At 64.0% G+C, this 18,381-nt stretch carries 17 protein-coding genes and 1 other RNA gene; 11 read left to right on the top strand and 7 right to left on the bottom strand.

Going from position 1 to position 18,381, the window contains the following annotated elements:
* From VA602_RS10225 to VA602_RS10235, 3 genes are all read right to left on the bottom strand, one after another.
* A partial coding sequence (locus VA602_RS10225) for a transposase (protein WP_323453158.1) occupies positions 1 to 355 on the bottom strand: 355 nt, incomplete at its 3' end.
* Between the two features lie 107 nt (positions 356 to 462).
* Positions 463 to 854, bottom strand: a transfer-messenger RNA (tmRNA) gene (gene ssrA / locus VA602_RS10230).
* 105 nt (positions 855 to 959) lie between these two features.
* Complete coding sequence (locus VA602_RS10235) at positions 960 to 1,253, bottom strand: hypothetical protein (protein WP_063546147.1); 294 nt, start codon at positions 1,251 to 1,253, stop codon at positions 960 to 962.
* A 353-nt stretch (positions 1,254 to 1,606) separates the two neighbouring features.
* Between VA602_RS10235 and VA602_RS10240 the strand changes: the two genes are divergently transcribed.
* The 3 genes from VA602_RS10240 to VA602_RS10250 are packed head-to-tail and all read left to right on the top strand — an operon-like array spanning position 1,607 to position 4,211.
* Entirely contained in the window at positions 1,607 to 3,046 is a 1,440-nt protein-coding gene (locus VA602_RS10240) for a cytochrome ubiquinol oxidase subunit I (protein WP_323453159.1), read from the top strand.
* Positions 3,047 to 3,049: 3 nt separating this feature from the next.
* Positions 3,050 to 4,057 (top strand): cytochrome d ubiquinol oxidase subunit II, encoded by a 1,008-nt coding sequence (gene cydB / locus VA602_RS10245; protein WP_054894034.1) that lies wholly within the window; start codon positions 3,050 to 3,052, stop codon positions 4,055 to 4,057.
* Positions 4,058 to 4,070: 13 nt separating this feature from the next.
* Positions 4,071 to 4,211 (top strand): DUF2474 domain-containing protein, encoded by a 141-nt coding sequence (locus tag VA602_RS10250; RefSeq protein WP_063546145.1) that lies wholly within the window; start codon positions 4,071 to 4,073, stop codon positions 4,209 to 4,211.
* Positions 4,212 to 4,379: 168 nt separating this feature from the next.
* Here VA602_RS10250 and VA602_RS10255 read toward each other — a convergent pair whose 3' ends face one another.
* The 3 genes from VA602_RS10255 to VA602_RS10265 all read right to left on the bottom strand — a co-directional run bounded on the left by VA602_RS10255 (position 4,380) and on the right by VA602_RS10265 (position 7,139).
* A complete protein-coding gene (locus VA602_RS10255) occupies positions 4,380 to 4,625 on the bottom strand; it encodes a hypothetical protein (protein WP_323453160.1) in 246 nt (81 codons plus the stop codon).
* A gap of 584 nt (positions 4,626 to 5,209) precedes the next feature.
* The gene (locus VA602_RS10260) at positions 5,210 to 6,334 is read right to left on the bottom strand and encodes a methyltransferase (RefSeq protein WP_323453161.1); all 1,125 of its coding nucleotides are present in this window, start codon (positions 6,332 to 6,334) and stop codon (positions 5,210 to 5,212) included.
* A gap of 91 nt (positions 6,335 to 6,425) precedes the next feature.
* Entirely contained in the window at positions 6,426 to 7,139 is a 714-nt protein-coding gene (locus VA602_RS10265; RefSeq protein ID WP_151924379.1) for an autoinducer binding domain-containing protein, read from the bottom strand.
* Positions 7,140 to 7,343: 204 nt separating this feature from the next.
* On the opposite strand from VA602_RS10265, the gene VA602_RS10270 reads away from it, so the two are divergent.
* Entirely contained in the window at positions 7,344 to 8,120 is a 777-nt protein-coding gene (locus tag VA602_RS10270) for a ferredoxin--NADP reductase (protein ID WP_323453162.1), read from the top strand.
* A gap of 42 nt (positions 8,121 to 8,162) precedes the next feature.
* Here the strand turns inward: VA602_RS10270 and mscL are convergent, their stop codons facing one another.
* Positions 8,163 to 8,576 (bottom strand): large-conductance mechanosensitive channel protein MscL, encoded by a 414-nt coding sequence (gene mscL / locus VA602_RS10275; protein ID WP_112899179.1) that lies wholly within the window; start codon positions 8,574 to 8,576, stop codon positions 8,163 to 8,165.
* A gap of 179 nt (positions 8,577 to 8,755) precedes the next feature.
* Here mscL and radA point away from each other — a divergent pair, with 179 nt between their 5' ends.
* The 7 genes from radA to VA602_RS10310 all read left to right on the top strand — a co-directional run.
* The gene (gene radA, locus VA602_RS10280) at positions 8,756 to 10,123 is read left to right on the top strand and encodes a DNA repair protein RadA (RefSeq protein ID WP_323453163.1); all 1,368 of its coding nucleotides are present in this window, start codon (positions 8,756 to 8,758) and stop codon (positions 10,121 to 10,123) included.
* A 72-nt stretch (positions 10,124 to 10,195) separates the two neighbouring features.
* Positions 10,196 to 10,699 (top strand): RNA polymerase sigma factor, encoded by a 504-nt coding sequence (locus VA602_RS10285; protein ID WP_323453164.1) that lies wholly within the window; start codon positions 10,196 to 10,198, stop codon positions 10,697 to 10,699.
* Positions 10,700 to 10,767: 68 nt separating this feature from the next.
* Positions 10,768 to 11,757 carry a FecR family protein gene (locus tag VA602_RS10290; RefSeq protein WP_323453165.1) on the top strand — a complete coding sequence of 330 codons (990 nt, stop codon included), beginning with the start codon at positions 10,768 to 10,770 and terminating at the stop codon, positions 11,755 to 11,757.
* Positions 11,758 to 12,097: 340 nt separating this feature from the next.
* On the top strand, positions 12,098 to 14,761 hold the full coding sequence (locus VA602_RS10295; protein WP_323453168.1) for a TonB-dependent receptor: 2,664 nt from the start codon (positions 12,098 to 12,100) through the stop codon (positions 14,759 to 14,761).
* A 78-nt stretch (positions 14,762 to 14,839) separates the two neighbouring features.
* Complete coding sequence (locus tag VA602_RS10300) at positions 14,840 to 15,457, top strand: heme acquisition protein HasA (protein WP_054894045.1); 618 nt, start codon at positions 14,840 to 14,842, stop codon at positions 15,455 to 15,457.
* 162 nt (positions 15,458 to 15,619) lie between these two features.
* A complete protein-coding gene (locus VA602_RS10305) occupies positions 15,620 to 17,386 on the top strand; it encodes a type I secretion system permease/ATPase (protein WP_323453166.1) in 1,767 nt (588 codons plus the stop codon).
* Positions 17,387 to 17,388: 2 nt separating this feature from the next.
* The coding region (locus VA602_RS10310; RefSeq protein ID WP_323453167.1) for an HlyD family type I secretion periplasmic adaptor subunit at positions 17,389 to 18,381 on the top strand (993 nt) is incomplete at its 3' end.

Raw genomic sequence — 18,381 nt, forward strand, 5'->3', positions numbered from 1 at the left:
CGACGAACGCAGCTTTGTTGTTCTTGCGGAAGTCGGCGATGGTTTTGAAGTCGGGTTTGAGCCGGTTGATCAGCCACATCACTTCGATGTTGCGCTGGCATTCGGCTTCCAGGCGCCGGGACGAGCGAATGCGCTGGAAATAACCATAAAGGTAGAGCTTTAGCTGATCGGCGGGGTCGTACGCGGGGCGCCCGGTGGCCTTGGGCTGAGTTTTCTCAAAGCCGAGCTGACCCAGATCAAGCTTGGCGACATACAGGTCGATGACCCGTACGAGGTGATCTTCCGGGATCAATTCCTCCAGCGAGACCGGGAACAAGCTGGTCTGGCTGCGGGACTCTCCTTGTATGTAGGCCATAACGAAGAATGCTCCGTATCTTTCGATACGGAGCATTCTCTTAAAGGGCGGGGCAGATTGCTAGGTTTTCACACAGTCTGCAAGGGCGTCTTCTTCTGTTTCGGATTTGGTGGAGCCGGGGGGATTTGAACCCCCGTCCGCCAGTACTCCGCTGTCGGTACTACATGCTTAGCCGTGTCTATTGAGTTAATCCGCAGCCGCCCGACGGGCAGGGTGCTTTGGACGAGTTGGGTAAGTTTTAGTCGCTTTGCCCCCAACGTGCTACACGACGATCCTGTTCTGTATGACAATCACTTCGGGTTTACAGGCATCCCCTAGTGATTGCTGGAGCCGAAGCTACCAGGAGAGCGGGCTCAGCTGCTTACGCAGCGAGAGCGTAGCCCTCGTAGTTTTCGTCATTGGCAACTATAGAAAGTTGCAACAGTGGATTTACGAGTTCTGTTACCAACTCGGCATGCACCTAGAGTTTCGCTACCGGCGTCGAATCCTGATCGGCCCCACACTCAGCTCTAGCTGACGTATCTCTCGACACGTGCCGCCGAGTATACGCCTTTGCGCGGGCGGCGTCGACTGCTGGTGCCGCCACCCGTTGCAACAGAGCGGCTCAGGCGCCGCTGCCGCCGGCCGAGCCGCTGCCTTTCTCGGTTTTCTCAAGACGCTCCAGCACCTTGCTGGTGATGGCGATGCACTCCTTGGTGTCGCCGCTGGCCTGGGCGGCCTTGGCTTTGTCGACATGCTCGGTGAGTGCCTTGTCCAGGCCTTCGGACGTGGCGCCGGCGGTGGCCATGCTGTCGTTGATCTTCTGCAGGTTGATCGCGCAGAGGTCATCGGCAGCGAATACAGGCGAGGCCAGCAGGGTGGCGGCCGCGAAGAGGGCGGAAAGCGCTGTACCTTTCATGGGTGTCTCCTGGTGAAGGCCTCTGGAAGGTGGGCCTGAAAGGTGGACTGTGGCCATTGGCCAAGGGTTCCATCGGGGTTGATCGGGCGATCCACCAACCCCGTCGCGAGTAAAGAGGGTGAGGCAACCGGTCACGCGGCAAACAACCACACAGCCTGCCCTGGCATTCGGGACTATGCTTCCCAACAGCCGTTGATCTGGATCAATCGTTCCAGATGAAACGAGTTGGCCGCCTGGCCAGAATCCCTGCGATCGAACAGAACAATTCGACAACAGCGCACTCGATTACCGTGGGGGCAGTGAGCGCGAGGGTCACGAGCCTGAACGCGCGGATTACCTGAAGAGGAAGCACTATGTTCGGTTTAGAGGCCTTGGAGCTCGCCCGAATCCAGTTTGCGTTTACCGTATCCTTCCACATCCTGTTCCCGGCCATCACCATTGGCCTGGCGAGCTACCTGGCGGTCCTCGAGGGCCTCTGGCTGAAGACCCACAACAATGTCTACCGCGACCTCTACCACTTCTGGTCGAAGATCTTTGCCGTCAACTTCGGCATGGGGGTAGTCTCGGGGTTGGTCATGGCCTATCAGTTCGGCACCAACTGGAGTCGTTTCTCCGATTTTGCCGGTGCCGTGACTGGGCCTTTGCTGACCTACGAAGTGCTCACTGCCTTCTTCCTCGAAGCGGGTTTCCTCGGGGTCATGCTGTTCGGCTGGAACCGCGTGGGGCGGGGGCTGCACTTCTTCTCCACGGTGATGGTGGCGCTCGGCACGCTGGTGTCGACCTTCTGGATCCTTGCCTCCAACAGTTGGATGCAGACGCCCCAGGGCCACGAGATCATCGATGGTCGGGTGGTGCCGGTCGACTGGCTGATGGTCATCTTCAACCCCTCGTTCCCCTACCGCCTGATGCACATGGCCACCGCTGCGTTCGTGGCCACGGCGTTCTTCGTCGGTGCCTCGGCGGCCTGGCATCTGCTGCGCGGGCGGGATAATCCGGCGGTGCGCAAGATGCTGTCGATGGCCATGTGGATGGCGCTGATCGTCGCGCCGATCCAGGCGGTGATCGGCGACTTCCATGGCCTGAACACGCTCAAGCACCAACCGGTGAAGATCGCCGCCATCGAGGGGCACTGGGAGAACAAGCCCGGCGAGCCGACGCCGCTGATCCTGTTCGGCATCCCCGATATGAAAGCCGAGACCACGCGCTTCAAGGTGGAGATTCCGGCGTTGGGCAGCCTGATCCTGACCCACAGCCTGGACAAGCAAGTGCCGGCGATGAAGGAGTTTCCGCCTGAGGACCGGCCGAATTCGACCATCGTGTTCTGGTCGTTCCGGGTCATGGTCGGGCTGGGCTTCCTGATGATCTTCGTCGGCCTGTGGAGCCTGTGGCTGCGCAAGCGCGGCACGCTCTATACCTCGCGGCCGTTCCTCCACCTCACGTTGTGGATGGGGCCGTCTGGGTTGATCGCGATTCTTGCGGGCTGGTTCACCACCGAGATCGGTCGTCAGCCGTGGGTGGTGTATGGGCTGATGCGCACGGCGGACGGGGTGTCGAACCACAGCTACGGGCAGCTCGGCTTCACCCTGGTGATGTTCGTGGTGGTTTACTTCGCGCTGTTCGGTACCGGTCTGGGCTACATGATGCGCCTGGTGCGCAAAGGGCCGCACACCGGAGAGGGCGACGCACAGCCGCCGGGCGGTCCGGGGCAGAAACGCACGCCAGCGCGGCCGTTGTCGGCTGCCGACGATGGTGGCGCGGACCACGATACTGCCAGCCTGAACAAGGGGAACTGAGCCATGGGTATCGATCTTCCGCTGATCTGGGCCGTGATCATCATCTTCGGGGTGATGATGTACGTGGTCATGGATGGCTTCGACCTGGGAATCGGCATGCTCTTCCCCTTCGTCAAGGGCGAGCGTGACCGTGATGTGATGATGAACACCGTCGCCCCGGTATGGGACGGCAACGAGACCTGGCTGGTGCTGGGCGGGGCGGGGCTGTTCGGGGCTTTCCCGATGGCCTATTCGGTGGTGCTCGAGGCGCTGTACCTGCCGCTGATCCTGATGTTGGTGGGCCTGATCTTCCGTGGCGTGGCCTTCGAGTTCCGCTTCAAGGCCAAGGACGACAAGCGTCACCTGTGGGACAAGGCGTTCATCTGGGGTTCGCTGGTGGCCACTTTCTTCCAGGGCGTGGCGCTGGGGGCCTTCATCGAGGGCTTCAAGGTGGTCGACCGCCACTACGCTGGTGGCGCGTTTGACTGGCTGACGCCGTTCAGCATCTACAGCGGCCTGGGCCTGATCGTGGCGTACACGCTGCTGGGTTGCACCTGGCTGATCATGAAGACCGAAGGGCCGCTGCAGAAGCAGATGCACGACCTGGCGCGCCCGTTGGCGCTGGTGCTGCTGGTGGTGATCGGCATCGTCAGCCTGTGGACGCCGCTGGCTTATCCACAGATCGCCGATCGCTGGTTCAGCATGCCCAACCTGATCTGGTTCATGCCGGTACCGGTGTTGGTGCTGGTGACCTTCTATGGGTTGCTCAAGGCGGTGGCGCGCAACGCCAACTACACGCCGTTCCTGCTGACCTTGGTGCTGATCTTCCTGGGCTACAGCGGGTTGGGTATCAGCCTGTGGCCGAACATCATTCCGCCGTCGATCTCGATCTGGGATGCCGCTGCGCCAGCGCAGAGCCAGGGCTTCATGCTGGTGGGGACGCTGTTCATCCTGCCGTTCATCCTGGGGTACACCTTCTGGAGCTACTACGTGTTCCGCGGCAAGGTGACCCACGACGATGGCTACCACTAGGGAGTGCCGGGCGATGGATATCGAGGAGAAGAAACCGTTGTGGCAGCGCCTGGGTTGGCTGGTGCTGATCTGGGCGCTGAGTGTCGCGGCGCTGGGGATCGTGGCCTATGGCATGCGCATGTTCATGAGTGCGGCGGGGTTGAGTACGCACTGAGCCGGGTAGGGGCACCTTCCTGGTTCAAAATCTAAAGGCCAGCCCAGCCCTTGTGGGGGCGGGCTGGTCCCGCGATCACCGGCGCAGCCGGTGCCAGACACCGCAGTGCCCTTTTCGCGGGACCAGTCGGGACGTCGAACCGCCGCTCTCACAGAGGTCACGTCCGGTTTAATGAACGCTGTTGCGGGCGATTTCCAGATCGTTCAGCAGGCCTTTGGCCAGTGCGCTGAGGTAATGCAGTGCTGTGATGGAGGCCGGGGCGGCCTGTTCCTGGTCGCTCAGGTCGCGAATGCAGCCCACTAATACCGAGACTTCCTCCAGCACCCGCTCCGGTGACAGGCCGGGTTGCACGCGGAACATGTCCAGGAAGCTTGCGACGCCGGCGGTGGTGTAGTCGTTGGGGTGATCACTCATGCTCGAGCCCTCGCATCAGCGGGGCTGGGGATGAAGCGGGGTGGGTCGGGGACGATCTTTTTCATGGCGAATATCCAGTATCGATAGATGAAACCGCCGTTCATCCTTCTCACCAGATGAGGGTGGCAGCCGCGTATGGGGTGAGAAAACCGAGGATACTGGAACCCGGCCAGACCGAAGTCTGCCCATACACGGCCGCCATGACTGCAAGCCTGGGTCAATATCGTTCGGGTTTCTCACGCCCGGTCGCCAACTCGACGACCCAGCGACGGTATCCCTGAGACATTTCCCCGACAATCAAGACGCTTCCGCAAAGTGCGTAGGATAGTTCCCAGGAAGATTTGCTTGAAGCTGGCAGGCTGCAGATTCAGAAACGTCCTATCCGGCGCCTGAATTTTTTGTGGGAGCGGGCTTGCCCGCGAAAAGGACACTGCGGTGCATGGCACCGGCTTCGCCGGTGATCGCGGGACAAGCCCGCTCCCACAGAAGACTGGTTCCCACAGAAGACTGGCTGGTTTCAAACCCTAAGCCTTCCCGGCATTGGGCTGGCCTTTGGATTTTTTACAAGACAGTTGGCCCTACGATCACTTGCGCGCCTTGAGCACCACGAACTTCGGCGTCGCCGCGACCTGCTCCACACCGCGGAACAACCGCGACAGCTTGCTGTGATAGCCCAGGTGGCGATTGCCGACGATGTACAGCGCGCCGCCGACCACCAGCGCCTCCCGGGCCTGCTGGAACATGCGCCAGGCGAGGAAGTCGCCAACCACCTGCTGCTGGTGGAATGGCGGGTTGCACAGCACCACATCCAGCGACTGCTTCTGCTGCCCGGCCAGACCATCATCAGCATGGATGTCCGCCGCGCGATCACCCAGTGCCGCCCGCCAGTTTTCCCGCGCCGATTGCACGGCCATGTACGACTCGTCCACCAGGGTGTAGTGCGCATCCGGGTTGACCTGTGCACTGGCGATGGCCAGCACGCCATTGCCGCATCCCAGGTCGGCGACGCGGGCGCTGCCGAGGTTGCGCGGCAGGTGCGGGAGGAAGGCGCGGGTGCCGATGTCCAGGCCTTCGCGGCAGAACACGTTGGCATGGTTGACCAGCTCCAGCGCTGGGCTGTCCAGGCGGTAGCGGGTGGGGTAGGGCGAGGTGGCGACAGGTCGCTCGCCGACCGTGGCGATCAACAGGCGCGCCTTTTTCTGCGCAAGCGACGCCTGGACCGGGCCGATGTACTGCTCCATCAGGTCGCCGGCGGCGCGGGGCAGATGCTTGATCATCGCCCCGGCGATCACCTCGGCGCCGGGCGCCAGCTTGCCTTGCAGGCGGATCAGTTGTTCCTCGAGCAATGCGAGGGTCTTGGGCACGCGAATCAGCACACGGTCGAACGGCCCTTGCCAATGCTCGCTGGAGGGTATGAAGGGCACGGCGTCGTAGGGTTTGCCATTGCGCGCGAGGTTTTTTTCCAGGGCCAGGTGGGCCAGGTGGGAGTCGCCGCTGCTGGTCACCTGCACATGGCCGGCGAGGCTGGCCGCCAGGGCGCCGAAGCTGTCGTTGAGGATCAGCACGCGACACGTGGTTTGCGGTGCCTGGGCTGCCAAGTGGCTCAGCAGGTACTCGTCGGCAGCGTCGAAGGCTTGCAGGGGGTCGTTGTTCTGCTCCGGTTGACGGATCAGGTCGAGTTCGGCGAATGGGCTGGTCAGCAGGGGCATGGGGGAACGGGCTCGATGCGGCTTTGCCTGCGGTGGATGATCGCAGGCGTCAAAGCGTTCGATTCTACAGGGCTTTGCCGATAGCGGGCAGTTACTTCCAGATCAAGCCGCGGGCGGCGGCAACTGCGGCGGCAGCGGTCTTGTTGGACACGCCGAGCTTGGTGATCACACTGCGGATATGGAAGTTCACGGTACTCTGCGACAACGAGAGAATGCAGGCGATGTCGGACGCGGTCTTGCCGTCAGCGGTCCACTTGGTGACTTCCAGCTCACGGTCGGTCAGGGCAGGGGCTGGGTCCATCAGTCTGCGGTGATGTTCGCAGATCAGTTCATGCAGTACGTTGTGCAGCCAGAGCAATTGTGCGCTCTTGGTCAGGAATTCGAGCGTCGAGACCTTGTGCTCGGGGCGGGCCACGCTGAGCTGGCTGGCGTGGTTGATGTGGTCGTAGAGCGACTGCGTCCACCCATGACGCAGGCCATGGCTGCAAGCGAGGCTGCGGTATTCGGGGGCTTCGTCGTAGAGCTTGTCTTCCCAGAGCACCGGGACCGTGGAGCGGCGGCTGAGGGCTATGATGGGGTCTTGCTCGATGAAGTTGCGATCCGCCTGGTAGTGGGCATTCCATTCTTTTGGAAAATTGTTGTACAGGATTACATGGGCACGTTGCGCGGGAACATGCAGGTGCAGGGCAAGCCCCACGTACTCCATGTCCATCTCCTGAACCAGTGCGATGGCGTGGTCGAACATACGTTCGGGGTGCCTTTCGCCCAGCAATATCTGGAGATTTTCCGGCTTCCAATGCGACATGTTGTTGCTCCAAGTGGATCCAAATTTTGGTGGCACCCATCCGAGTGTAGGAAAAGCTGACTAAAGCGCTGGAAATTTTTCGCTATAGCGTGTGCTATCGATATAGATTTAGTTGTACCGATTTTGTACGAGACCCTACAGCTCCTCGGTGTTCCTGGGCGTCACTTTGCGCCACACTTGGCGCATTCACCTCGGGAGTCCGTCATGACCGCCAGTGCCGACAAATTCACTTCACAAACCCTGCTCGATGTCCAACCTCTGACGCCGAACCTTTTCAGCCTGCGCGTAACCCGTGATGCGGGGTTCCGTTTCCGTGCCGGGCAGTTCGCGCGCCTTGGGGTGGCCAAGGCCGACGGCAGTGTGGTGTGGCGGGCCTACTCGATGGTCAGCGCGCCCCATGACGAGTTTCTTGATTTCTTTTCCATCGTGGTGCCGGGCGGTGAGTTCACCAGTGAGCTGAGCCGGCTGGGAAAGGGTGACACCCTGCTGATCGACCGCCAGGCCTTCGGCTACCTGACCCTGGATCGTTTCGTCGGTGGCCGCGACCTGTGGCTGCTGGCCACAGGCACCGGTATCGCCCCTTTCGTGTCGATCCTCCAGGACTTCGAGGCCTGGGAACGCTTCGACAACATCAAGCTGGTGTATTCGGTGCGCGAAGCCAAGGAGTTGGCGTACGTGGATCTGATCACCGGGCTTGAGCAGCGCGACTACCTGGCCGAGTTCGCCGGCAAGCTGCAGTTCATTCCGGTGGTCACGCGTGAGGTGCACCCTGGCGCACTGAATGCGCGGATCACTACGCTGATCGAGAACGGCGAGTTGGAGCGGGCTGCGGGGCTTGAGTTTTCGCCGGAGCATTCGAGGATCATGCTGTGCGGCAACCCTGAAATGATCGACGAGACACGCAAGGTGCTGAAGGCGCGCGACCTGCAACTGAGCCTGAGCAAGCGGCCGGGACAGGTGGCGGTGGAGAACTACTGGTAGGAACGCTATCCGGGGCCGTATCGCGGCCCCGGAACGTTTTGGTCAGGGCTGGCGGTTCTGCGCCTTGAGCAGGTCGCGGATCTCGGTCAGCAGGGTTTCCTGCGGCGTCGGCACCGGCGGGGTGGTGGGCGCCACGGCCTCTTCGCGCTTGAGGCGGTTGATCGCCTTCACGCCCATGAAGATGGCGAAGGCCACGATCACGAAGTCGATGACGGTCTGGATGAACTTGCCGTAAGCCAGCACCACTGCCGGGATATCACCCTGCGCAGCCTTGAGCGTGATCGCCAGGTCACTGAAGTCCACCCCGCCGATCAGCAGGCCCAGTGGCGGCATGATCACGTCGCCCACGAACGACGAGACGATCTTGCCGAAGGCCGCGCCGATGATGATACCAACCGCCATGTCGACGACATTTCCCTTGACCGCGAAGGCCTTGAACTCGCTGAGCACGCCCATGTTTTATTCCTTTGTAACAAATGGTGAGGTAAACGCAGTGTAAGCCACTAAAACGCTTCATGCGCTGCATTCAGGGCTACAGACTGCCATTAGAACGAATAGTTTTGTCGCACGCAGCCGCGCCCGAGGCACATCGGGCTTGGGCTATCATGGCAGTCTTTGCCCAGGAGACTGACCCGATGGCCAAGGCCAAGCGCTTGTATGGCTGCACCGAGTGCGGCGCGACCTTTCCCAAATGGGCCGGCCAGTGTGGCGAATGCGGCGCCTGGAACACCCTGGTCGAGACCATGATCGAAAGCGGCGGCGCTGCAGCGCCTGCCGGGCGTGCGGGCTGGACCGGGCAGCAGGCGCAGATCAAGACCCTGGCCGAGGTGAGTGTCGAGGAGATCCCGCGCTTCACCACCAGCAGCACCGAACTCGACCGTGTGCTCGGCGGCGGCCTGGTCGATGGTTCGGTGGTGCTGATTGGCGGTGACCCGGGTATCGGCAAGTCCACCATCCTGCTGCAGACCCTGTGCAACATCGCCACGCAGATGCCTGCGCTGTACGTCACCGGCGAGGAGTCGCAGCAGCAGGTGGCCATGCGTTCCCGGCGCCTGGGCCTGCCCCAGGACCAGCTCAAGGTGATGACCGAAACCTGCATCGAAACCATCATCGCCACGGCGCGGGTGGAAAAGCCGCGGGTGATGGTGATCGACTCGATCCAGACCATCTTCACCGAGCAGCTGCAATCGGCTCCCGGTGGCGTGGCCCAGGTGCGCGAGAGCACGGCGCTGCTGGTGCGTTACGCCAAGCAGAGCGGCACGGCGATCTTCCTGGTTGGCCACGTGACCAAGGAAGGCTCGCTGGCAGGCCCGCGGGTGCTCGAGCACATGGTCGATACCGTGCTGTATTTCGAGGGCGAATCGGACGGACGCCTGCGCCTGCTGCGAGCGGTGAAGAACCGTTTCGGCGCGGTCAACGAGCTGGGTGTGTTCGGCATGACCGACCGTGGCCTGAAGGAGGTGTCCAACCCTTCGGCGATCTTCCTCAACCGCACCCAGGAAGAGGTGCCGGGCAGCGTGGTGATGGCCACCTGGGAGGGCACCCGGCCGATGCTGGTCGAGGTGCAGGCGCTGGTCGATGACAGCCATCTGGCCAACCCGCGACGGGTCACACTGGGCCTGGACCAGAACCGCCTGGCGATGTTGCTGGCGGTGTTGCACCGCCACGGCGGCATTCCCACCCATGACCAGGACGTGTTCCTCAACGTGGTCGGCGGGGTCAAGGTGCTCGAGACCGCCTCTGACCTGGCGCTGATGGCAGCGGTAATGTCGAGCCTGCGCAACCGCCCGTTGGCCCATGGCCTGCTGGTGTTCGGCGAGATCGGTCTTTCTGGCGAGGTGCGCCCGGTGCCCTGCGGCCAGGAGCGCCTGAAGGAGGCGGCCAAGCATGGCTTCAAGCGCGCCATCGTGCCCAAGGGCAACGCCCCCAAGGAACCGCCGGCAGGCTTGCAGGTGATTGCGGTGACGCGTCTGGAGCAGGCCCTGGACGCACTGTTCGAGTGATCGCACTTCTTGCAAGTGATTCTCAGTAGCGAGTAGCATTCCGCCACCTTGCGACCACCAGCTGGAGTGCGTGTGGCGGAGTCCGACCTCAAGCGCTTGTTCATCAAGCATGCGAAAACCCTGCAGGGGCTGCTGACGCGCAAGGTGCGCGATCCGCAGCTCGCTGCCGATCTGGTGCAAGAAAGTTTCCTGCGCCTAGCCGAACAGCAGCGCCAGGAAACCATCGAAAACACGCCGGGCTACCTGTACCGCACGGCGCACAACCTGATGATCGACCACCTGCGCCAGCAGCAGCGGCGCAAGACCGACCCGGTGCCCCACGAGGCTCTCGAAGGCATCGTCGAAGAACGCCCAGGGCTTGAGGAGCAGGCGGCGCGCGAGCAGCATCTGCGTCGCCTGCAAGCGATGCTCGAAGCGCTTCCCGAGCGCACCCAGCAGGTGTTTCGTCTCAACCGCCTGGAAGGCATGACCCACGCCGAGGTCGCCCGCCACCTGGGGATTTCCGACAGCTCCGTGCAGAAGCATCTGGCCAAGGCCCTGGCCTATGTGATGCAGTGCCTGCAGGACGGTGGATGACGAGCGGTTTACTGACAATTGCCCCTTCAGACGTCAGCCCAGACATAACCAGATCGCGAGAGAACCGTGTGAGCAGCGAGAACCAGCCCGAGCAAGCGATTCGCGAGCAGGCCGCCGAGTGGGCGGTGCGCGACAGTGCCGGCCCCTTGAGCGATGAGCAGCAGCGGGCGCTGGAGCAGTGGTGCGCCGCCGATCCGCGGCATGCCCAGGCCTATGAGTTCGCCCGCACGACCTGGGCTGACCTGGGCTCCTTGGCGCAGATCGCGCCGCCTGTGCGCCGCGCATCGCCCTCCACCCTGGCCCGGCCAGTGCCTCGACGTTCGCGCCTGCGCCGGGCGATGACCGCAGCAGCTGCGCTGCTGGTGGTGGCGTTTGGCGTCGCGCAGGCGCCGCAGTTGCTGCTGGACTGGCGTGCCGACTACATCACCGTGGCCGGCGAAGTACGCCGCGTGACGTTGCCCGATGGCAGCCTGGTCGACCTGGACAGCCGCAGCGCCATCGCCCTGGCCTTCGACGACCGGGAGCGGCGTGTGCGCCTGCTGGCGGGGGAGGCGGTATTCAGCGCCGCGCCGGTGTCGGCACAGGAGCGCAGACCTTTCGTGGTCGAGTATGCCGGGGCGACCACCCGTGCGCTGGGCACGCGCTTCGTGGTGGGGCAGGCGGGCGAGGGCGGTTGGGTCGGGATGCTCGAGCATCGCGTGGCCGTCGATCTGCTGACGCCGCCAGCGCGTGGCCGTGCCGATCAGGTGGTCGAGCAGGGGCAGAGCGTGCGTTATGACCAGGCCACTGGTGTGCGGCCCTGGCCGGAGCAGAATCTGCAGCGCGCCACCGACTGGGAGCGTGGGGTGCTGGTGTTCGAGCGTCAGCCGCTGGCCGAGGTGGTGGCGCGGCTCAACCGCTATCGTCCGGGGCGCTTGATGGTGGTGGATTCGCAGTTGGCGCAGCGCGAGGTAAGCGGGGTGTTTCGTCTTGACCAACTTGCGGCGGTTGGCGGGGTGTTGAGCGATGAGCTGCAGGCGCAGCGGCTCGAGCTGCCTGGGTTGACCTTGATCTATTGATCTTTGCTCGGTGGTGGGCTTTTCGCGGGCAAGCCCGCTCCTACAGGTACTCCACTGATTTCTGTAGGAGCGGGCTTGCCCGCGAAAAGAACACCACGGTGGACGGCACCAGCCATGCCAGTGAGCGCGCACCCCTTCCGCCCCCGCAAAATCTTTTTTCATTTCCCCTTACTGACTTTTCCATCCCCGCACGTCTGATTGTTGAGATTGATTTTCATTACTAGAAAACGCCAACAACAGACGAGCCTTCGCAGTGACCACGCCACGACAACAGACCCTTCGACCTTTCGGTCGCCTCGCCCTGGCCAGCAGCCTGGTCCTGGGCACCTGTGCCTTGCCGATGGGGATCGGCATAGCCCACGCCGCGCCAGCGACCAATGCCGCCAGCCGCCAGATGATCCAGTTCGACATCCCGGCCCAGGCCCTCGACAGTGCCGTATTGGCCTACGCCGAGCAGTCGGGCGTGCAGGTGTTCTTCGACAGCCGCAAGCTGGCCGGGCTCAACAGCGCCGGTCTGCACGGCGCGCATGCTGCTGAAGACGGCCTGCGCCAACTGCTGCAGGGCACCCCGGTACGCTATCGCTTCAGTGCCGCCGGCCAGGTAGGGCTGGAGCGGGTGGAGGCCGATGGCCAGGCGCTGGAGCTGGGGGCTACGCATGTCGAGTCGACCCGTGACGGCGACTGGGTCTACATGACCCCGCGCTCGGTCAGCGTCGTCACCCGCAAGCAGATCGACCAGCGCCCGCCGCGCCACGCCGCCGACATGCTCGAGCAGACAGCCGGGGTGTACACCGCGGTCAACCAGCGCGACCCCGGGCTCTCGGTGAACATTCGCGGCGTGCAGGACTATGGCCGGGTCAACATGAACATCGATGGCATGCGCCAGAACTTCAGCGTCAATGGCCACCAGCAGCGCAACGGCGTGATGTTCATCGACCCCGAGTTCGTGCAGAACGTCGAGATCGACAAGGGCACCTCCGCCGGCATGGGCGGCGCCGGGGTGATCGGCGGGATCGCCAGCTTCGCCACCCTCGACGCCCGCGACCTGCTCGCCCCTGGCAAGGAAATCGGCGGCCGCCTGCGCGCCGGGCACGGTATCGGCGAGCTGGGCAACGGCACCTACTTCAACGGCAGTGCGCTGTTCGCCGTGGGCAACGAGGTCGGCGACATCCTGGTCGGCCACAGCGAACGGCATTTCGGCGACTACCGCAGTGGTACGCAGAACGCCGGCAACCTCGGCACCCAGATGCGCGGCAAGCTCGAAGACCGTCAGGCCTGGAAGAGCTGGCTCAACGGCGAGGTCGGCGGCATGGACAGCGTGACCCGCTCGCAGATCTTCAAGCTCGGCCTGAACCTGCCCGATGAGCAGCGTCTGCAGTTCAGCTACTTCGAGACCGACACCGACAGCAAGGACGCCTGGACGGTAAAGGACTCCGGCAGCCACGACTACTACTACCGCGTCACTGGCACCAACGACATCAACGCCAGGAACGCGGCCCTGGACTACAGCTTCAACCCCAACGAACTGATCGACTTCAAGGCCAAGCTCTACTACGTCACCACCCGCCAGGATCGCTGGAACGCCAACAACGCCTCGTCCGAGAACAGCGGCAACCGTGTCGAGGACTACACCGATCGCTACCAGACCGACACCTGGGGCCTGCAGTTGCAGAACACCTCGCGCTGGCATCTGTTCCAGGCCGACAGCCTCACGTTCAACTATGGCAGCGAGGCTTTCCAGGACACCTTCCGCCCCAGCACCAACCGCGTCGCCGCGGTCAACGAAACCGAGTCGCTGCCTTACGTGCAGGGCGCGAACCCCAAGGGCAAGCGGGTCATGGCCAGCCTGTTCGGCAACCTCAGCTACGAGCATGACGACTGGCTGGTGGTCGATGCCGGGCTGCGCTATGACCGCTATCGCCTGACCGGCAAGACTGGCGTCACTACCTGGATGTACCCCGAGGGTGTCACCGAGACCAACCTGCGCCGTCAGCGCACCGACCTGTTGTTCGAGGAAGATCGCGAGGAAGGCCGCTTCTCGCCGACCGTCGGTATCGCCGTGAAGCCGGGGCTGGACTGGCTGCAGGTCTATACCCGCTGGGGCCGTGGCTGGCGTCCGCCGGCGGTGACCGAGGCGTACATGAGCGGCCGCCCGCATGGCGGGGGCAACGAGATGGTCTATCCCAACCCCTTCCTCAAGGCCGAGGAATCGCACAACTGGGAGCTGGGGCTGAACATCTTCAAGGAGTCGCTGCTGCGCAGTGGCGACCGCTTCGCCGCCAAGATCGCCTACTTCGACACCCGTATCGACAACTTCTCGTTTCTCGACACCAACGCCAGCCTGCCGGGCTCCAGCGTATCGGGCATCGCCCTGGGCCGCTCGGTGTACCAGAACAACCTCGAAACCACACAGTTTCGTGGCGTGGAATACAGCCTCGACTACGACGCCGGCGATTACTACGGCCAGCTCAGCTACACCCACATGATCGGCAGCAACGACTTCTGCTCCAACCAGTTCTACCTCGGCGGCGCCCAGCAACTGGTCAGCGCCGGTACCGTGCTGCGCCCGGTGCAGGTCGGCAGCCGCATCATCATGCTGCCGGTGCGGGTCTCGCGCGCCGAGGCCAATGCCACCGAGAACAACCGCGTCAGCTGCGGCGACATCATGGGCAACGCCTCCTATATGCCGGCCGACCGTGGCTCGCTGACCCTGGGCATGCGTTTTCTCGACAAGACCCTGGATGTCGGCATGCGCCTGCGCTACAGCGAGGGCAATGGCAAGAACCTCGACACCCACGGCTACAGCCAGATCGACCAGGCCATGTGGCCCAAATACAAGGTCTACGACCTGTACGCCAGCTACTGGATGACCCCCAGCCTGAACCTTGCGCTGTCGTTGGAGAACGCCACCGACGAGGCCTATTTCGTCGCCATGGGCGACGTCAACAACCTGTCCCTGGCCCGCGGCCGGACCCTGAGCGGCATGCTCGAATACCGATTCTGAAACACCTGCGTTCGCCCACTCCGGGCAACACGAGGGCAAGACGCCTTCGTTCAAACCAAGCAGCACAGAGGAACCGTCATGACTATTTCCGTCACCTACGATCCAGCATTCGGCAGCGCCACCGTCGACGACTACCTGGCCTTCTGGAGCGCAGGTTTCGTCACTGCCGGTCACGGCTACAGCAACACCGGCGGCTTCAGCAACGGCAGCCGTGATGGCGACCAGTACGCCACCCACGGCGCCAACGGTTCGGACTACGCCTTCATCGCCGACTCCGACACCTCCAACGGCCTGCACTACGTCTTCGATCCGCTGAAGGCGCCGGGCGACAACCTGAACCACTACCTGTGGGGTTCGCTGGACAACGTCAGCCTGGGCGAAGTGCTCGGCGGTGGCGGCGGCAGCGACTTCAGCCTGAGCAACTACGTGGTCAGCTTCAACGGCCTGGATCTGGATGCCGCGCTGGGTGCCGGTCGTGCCGGCAACGAAGTACAGGGCGTGATCTACGGCCTGATGCAGGGCAACACCTCGGCGCTGGAAGGCGTGCTGGACAACCTGCTGGCCAGCTACGGCGTGTCGACCGACAGCACCTTCGACGCCATCGCCGCGGCACTGAGTGGTGGTGCTGCGAACGTCGCGGCTGCCGAGGCCGTGGGTATCCAGGCGCTGCCTGAAGACCTGGCCCTGGCTGCCTGACGCCAGGCATGAAAAAGGCCAATGGCAGATCGCTCTGTCATTGGCCCTGTTGCATGCACCCTGGCCCGTGTCTTGTCGGGCCCAGGCCGGGGTGCCGCGAAATTCTGCGAGGTGGCGGCTGCCAGGTCAATGGCGACGCCGCCTCGCCTTTCGAGGTCAGCGATGAGTACACCGCGCAACGCCGCCGCCGATGAACTGTGGCAGGCCCTCAAGTCCTGCCGGGGTGGGCTGGGCAATATCGCCCTGTTCACCGCCGTGGCCAACGTGCTGATGCTTGCGCCGGCGCTGTACATGCTGCAGGTCTACGATCGCGTGCTGTCGTCGGGCAATGAGATGACCTTGCTGATGCTCAGCCTGATGGTGCTGGGCCTGTTCGCCTTCATGGGCGTGCTGGAATGGCTGCGCAGCCTGGTGGTGATCCGCCTGGGCACGCGCATGGACCTGCAGCTCAACCCTCGGGTGTTCGATGCCGCATACCAGGCCAGCCTCGACGGGCACAAAGGTAGCGCCCAGCAGGCGCTGGGCGACCTGACCCAGTTGCGCCAGTTCGCCACCGGCCAGGCGTTGTTCGCCTTTTTCGATGCGCCGTGGTTTCCGCTGTACCTGCTGGTGATCTTTCTGTTCAGCCCGTGGCTGGGCCTGCTGGCGGTGGTCGGTACGCTGCTGCTGGCCGGGCTTGCCTGGCTCAACGAGCGCCTCACCCATGGCGAGTTCATCGAGGCCGGGCGGCTGTCGCAGCAGGCGATGCAGCAGGCGTCGGGCAACTTGGGCAATGCCGAGGCGATCGCTGCCATGGGCATGCTCGGTGCCGTACGCCAGCGCTGGAGCCTGCTGCACCATGGCTTCCTGGCCCGGCAGAACCTGGGCAGCGAGCGCAGCGCGGCAATCACTGCGGTATCCAAGAGCGTGCGCCTGGCATTGCAGTCGCTGGTGTTGGGACTGGGGGCCTGGCTGGCGCTGGAGCACCTGATCAGCCCGGGGATGATGATCGCCGGTTCCATCCTGATGGCGCGGGTGCTGGCGCCGATCGATCAGCTGATTGGCGTGTGGCGCCAGTGGGGTTCGGCACGCCAGAGCGCAGAGCGCCTGGGCTTGCTGTTACGCCGTTATCCACCGTTGACCAGCGCGATGCCGCTGCCTGCGCCACAGGGGCGGCTGCGGGTCGAGCAGTTGCATGCCCGGGTGCCTGGCGGGCAGCGGGTCTGCCTGAGTGGTATCGATTTCGAGCTGGCGGCCGGTGAGTCTCTGGGGTTGATCGGTGCCTCGGGGTCTGGAAAATCGACCCTGGCCCGCCTGTTGGTAGGGGCTGCGAACCCTGAGTCGGGCAAGGTCTGCCTCGACGGTGCGGCGCTGGACCAGTGGGATCGCCAGGCGCTCGGCGAGCACATCGGCTACCTGCCGCAGGACGTGCAACTGTTTGCCGGCAGCATTGCCGACAACATCGCCCGGCTTGGCCCGGTGGACGCATCGGAGGTGGTCGCAGCTGCGCAGTTGGCTGGCGTGCACGAGCTGATCCTGCAGTTGCCGCAGGGCTACGACACGCTGCTGGGCGAAGGTGGCGCGGGGCTGTCCGGTGGGCAGCGGCAAAGGATCGGCCTGGCCCGGGCGTTGTATCGCTTGCCGGCGCTGGTGGTGCTCGACGAACCCAACGCCAGCCTCGACGAGGCCGGCGAGCGCGCCTTGCTGGCGGCACTCGCCGAGCTCAAGGCGCGCGGGCGCACGCTGGTGATGATCAGCCACAAGTCGAGCCTGCTGCTGGGGCTGGACAAGCTGCTGGTGCTGCACGGCGGCGTGATCCAGCAGTTCGGCCCGACCGCACGGGTACTTCAGGCTGCGGCCCGTCCTGCAGCTGCCAGTGTCGCACCACCACCAACAGCGGCGCGTAGCGGCGTGACCTACAGCTTCAACCAGGGCGGCCAGAGATCTTGAGCATGAGTGTGCACCCGATGTTTACCCCCGCGTCTGGCGCTGCGTCTGACAAGGTTCATCACCTGCGCGACGATGCCCGAGGCCCGGCGAAGGCCGGGCGCTGGCTGGTGCTGGCGGGCTTTGGCGGCTTCCTGTTGTGGGCCGCGCTGGCGCCGCTGGACAAGGGCGTGCCGGTCAGCGGCAATGTGGTGGTGGCTGGCAGTCGGCAAGCGGTTCAGCATCCCACCGGAGGGGTGATCGGGCAGCTTGCGGTGCGCGACGGCGATCAGGTCCAGGCAGGCCAGGTGCTGCTCAGCCTCGACCCGACACAGGCCCAGGCCCAGCGCGGTTCGTTGCAGGTACAGTACGTGAATGCGCGGGCCATGGAGGCACGTCTGCTGGCCGAGCGCGATTCAGCGCCCGGCGTGACCTTTGCCGCCGACCTGCTCGAGGAGGCCGCCACGCCCTGGGTGGCGACGGTACTGGAGACCCAGCGACAACTGCGCAGCAGCCGCGCCCAGGCGCTGGAGCTGGAGTTGGCGGGTGTGAGCGAAAGTATCGCCGGGACCGAGGCGTCGCTCAGTGGCCTGCAAGGCTCGCTGAGCAGCAAGCAGGCTCAGCGCGAGGCGCTGGACGAGCAACTGCGCGGCCTGCGCGAGCTGGCCCGTGACGGCTACATTCCGCGCAACCGTCTGCTCGACAGCGAGCGCCTGCTGGCGCAGGTCAACGGCTCGATTGCCGAAGACCTTGGCAATATCGGTCGCACCCGGCGCCAGGTCCAGGAGCTGAAACTGCGTGCCAGCCAGCGCCGTCAGGAATTCCAGAACGAGGTGCGCCAGCAGTTGAGCGAGTCCCAGGCCAGCGCCGAGGACCTGGGCAATCGCCTGCGCAGCGCCGAGTTCGACCTGGCCCACACCCAGGTGCGTGCGCCGGTCGCCGGTACCGTGGTGGGCTTGAGTGTGTTCACCAACGGCGGGGTGATCGCGCGCGGTCAGCAGTTGATGGAAATCGTCCCC

The sequence above is a fragment of the Pseudomonas machongensis genome (assembly GCF_034961125.1).
Taxonomy (GTDB): Bacteria; Pseudomonadota; Gammaproteobacteria; order Pseudomonadales; family Pseudomonadaceae; genus Aquipseudomonas; species Aquipseudomonas machongensis.

Coding starts and splice junctions, on each gene's coding strand:
- VA602_RS10235 (WP_063546147.1), bottom strand. CDS start 1,253: ATGAAAGGTACAGCGCTTTCCGCCCTCTTCGCGGCCGCCACCCTGCTG.
- VA602_RS10240 (WP_323453159.1), top strand. CDS start 1,607: ATGTTCGGTTTAGAGGCCTTGGAGCTCGCCCGAATCCAGTTTGCGTTT.
- cydB (WP_054894034.1), top strand. CDS start 3,050: ATGGGTATCGATCTTCCGCTGATCTGGGCCGTGATCATCATCTTCGGG.
- VA602_RS10250 (WP_063546145.1), top strand. CDS start 4,071: ATGGATATCGAGGAGAAGAAACCGTTGTGGCAGCGCCTGGGTTGGCTG.
- VA602_RS10255 (WP_323453160.1), bottom strand. CDS start 4,625: ATGAGTGATCACCCCAACGACTACACCACCGCCGGCGTCGCAAGCTTC.
- VA602_RS10260 (WP_323453161.1), bottom strand. CDS start 6,334: ATGCCCCTGCTGACCAGCCCATTCGCCGAACTCGACCTGATCCGTCAA.
- VA602_RS10265 (WP_151924379.1), bottom strand. CDS start 7,139: ATGTCGCATTGGAAGCCGGAAAATCTCCAGATATTGCTGGGCGAAAGG.
- VA602_RS10270 (WP_323453162.1), top strand. CDS start 7,344: ATGACCGCCAGTGCCGACAAATTCACTTCACAAACCCTGCTCGATGTC.
- mscL (WP_112899179.1), bottom strand. CDS start 8,576: ATGGGCGTGCTCAGCGAGTTCAAGGCCTTCGCGGTCAAGGGAAATGTC.
- radA (WP_323453163.1), top strand. CDS start 8,756: ATGGCCAAGGCCAAGCGCTTGTATGGCTGCACCGAGTGCGGCGCGACC.
- VA602_RS10295 (WP_323453168.1), top strand. CDS start 12,098: ATGGGGATCGGCATAGCCCACGCCGCGCCAGCGACCAATGCCGCCAGC.
- VA602_RS10300 (WP_054894045.1), top strand. CDS start 14,840: ATGACTATTTCCGTCACCTACGATCCAGCATTCGGCAGCGCCACCGTC.
- VA602_RS10305 (WP_323453166.1), top strand. CDS start 15,620: ATGAGTACACCGCGCAACGCCGCCGCCGATGAACTGTGGCAGGCCCTC.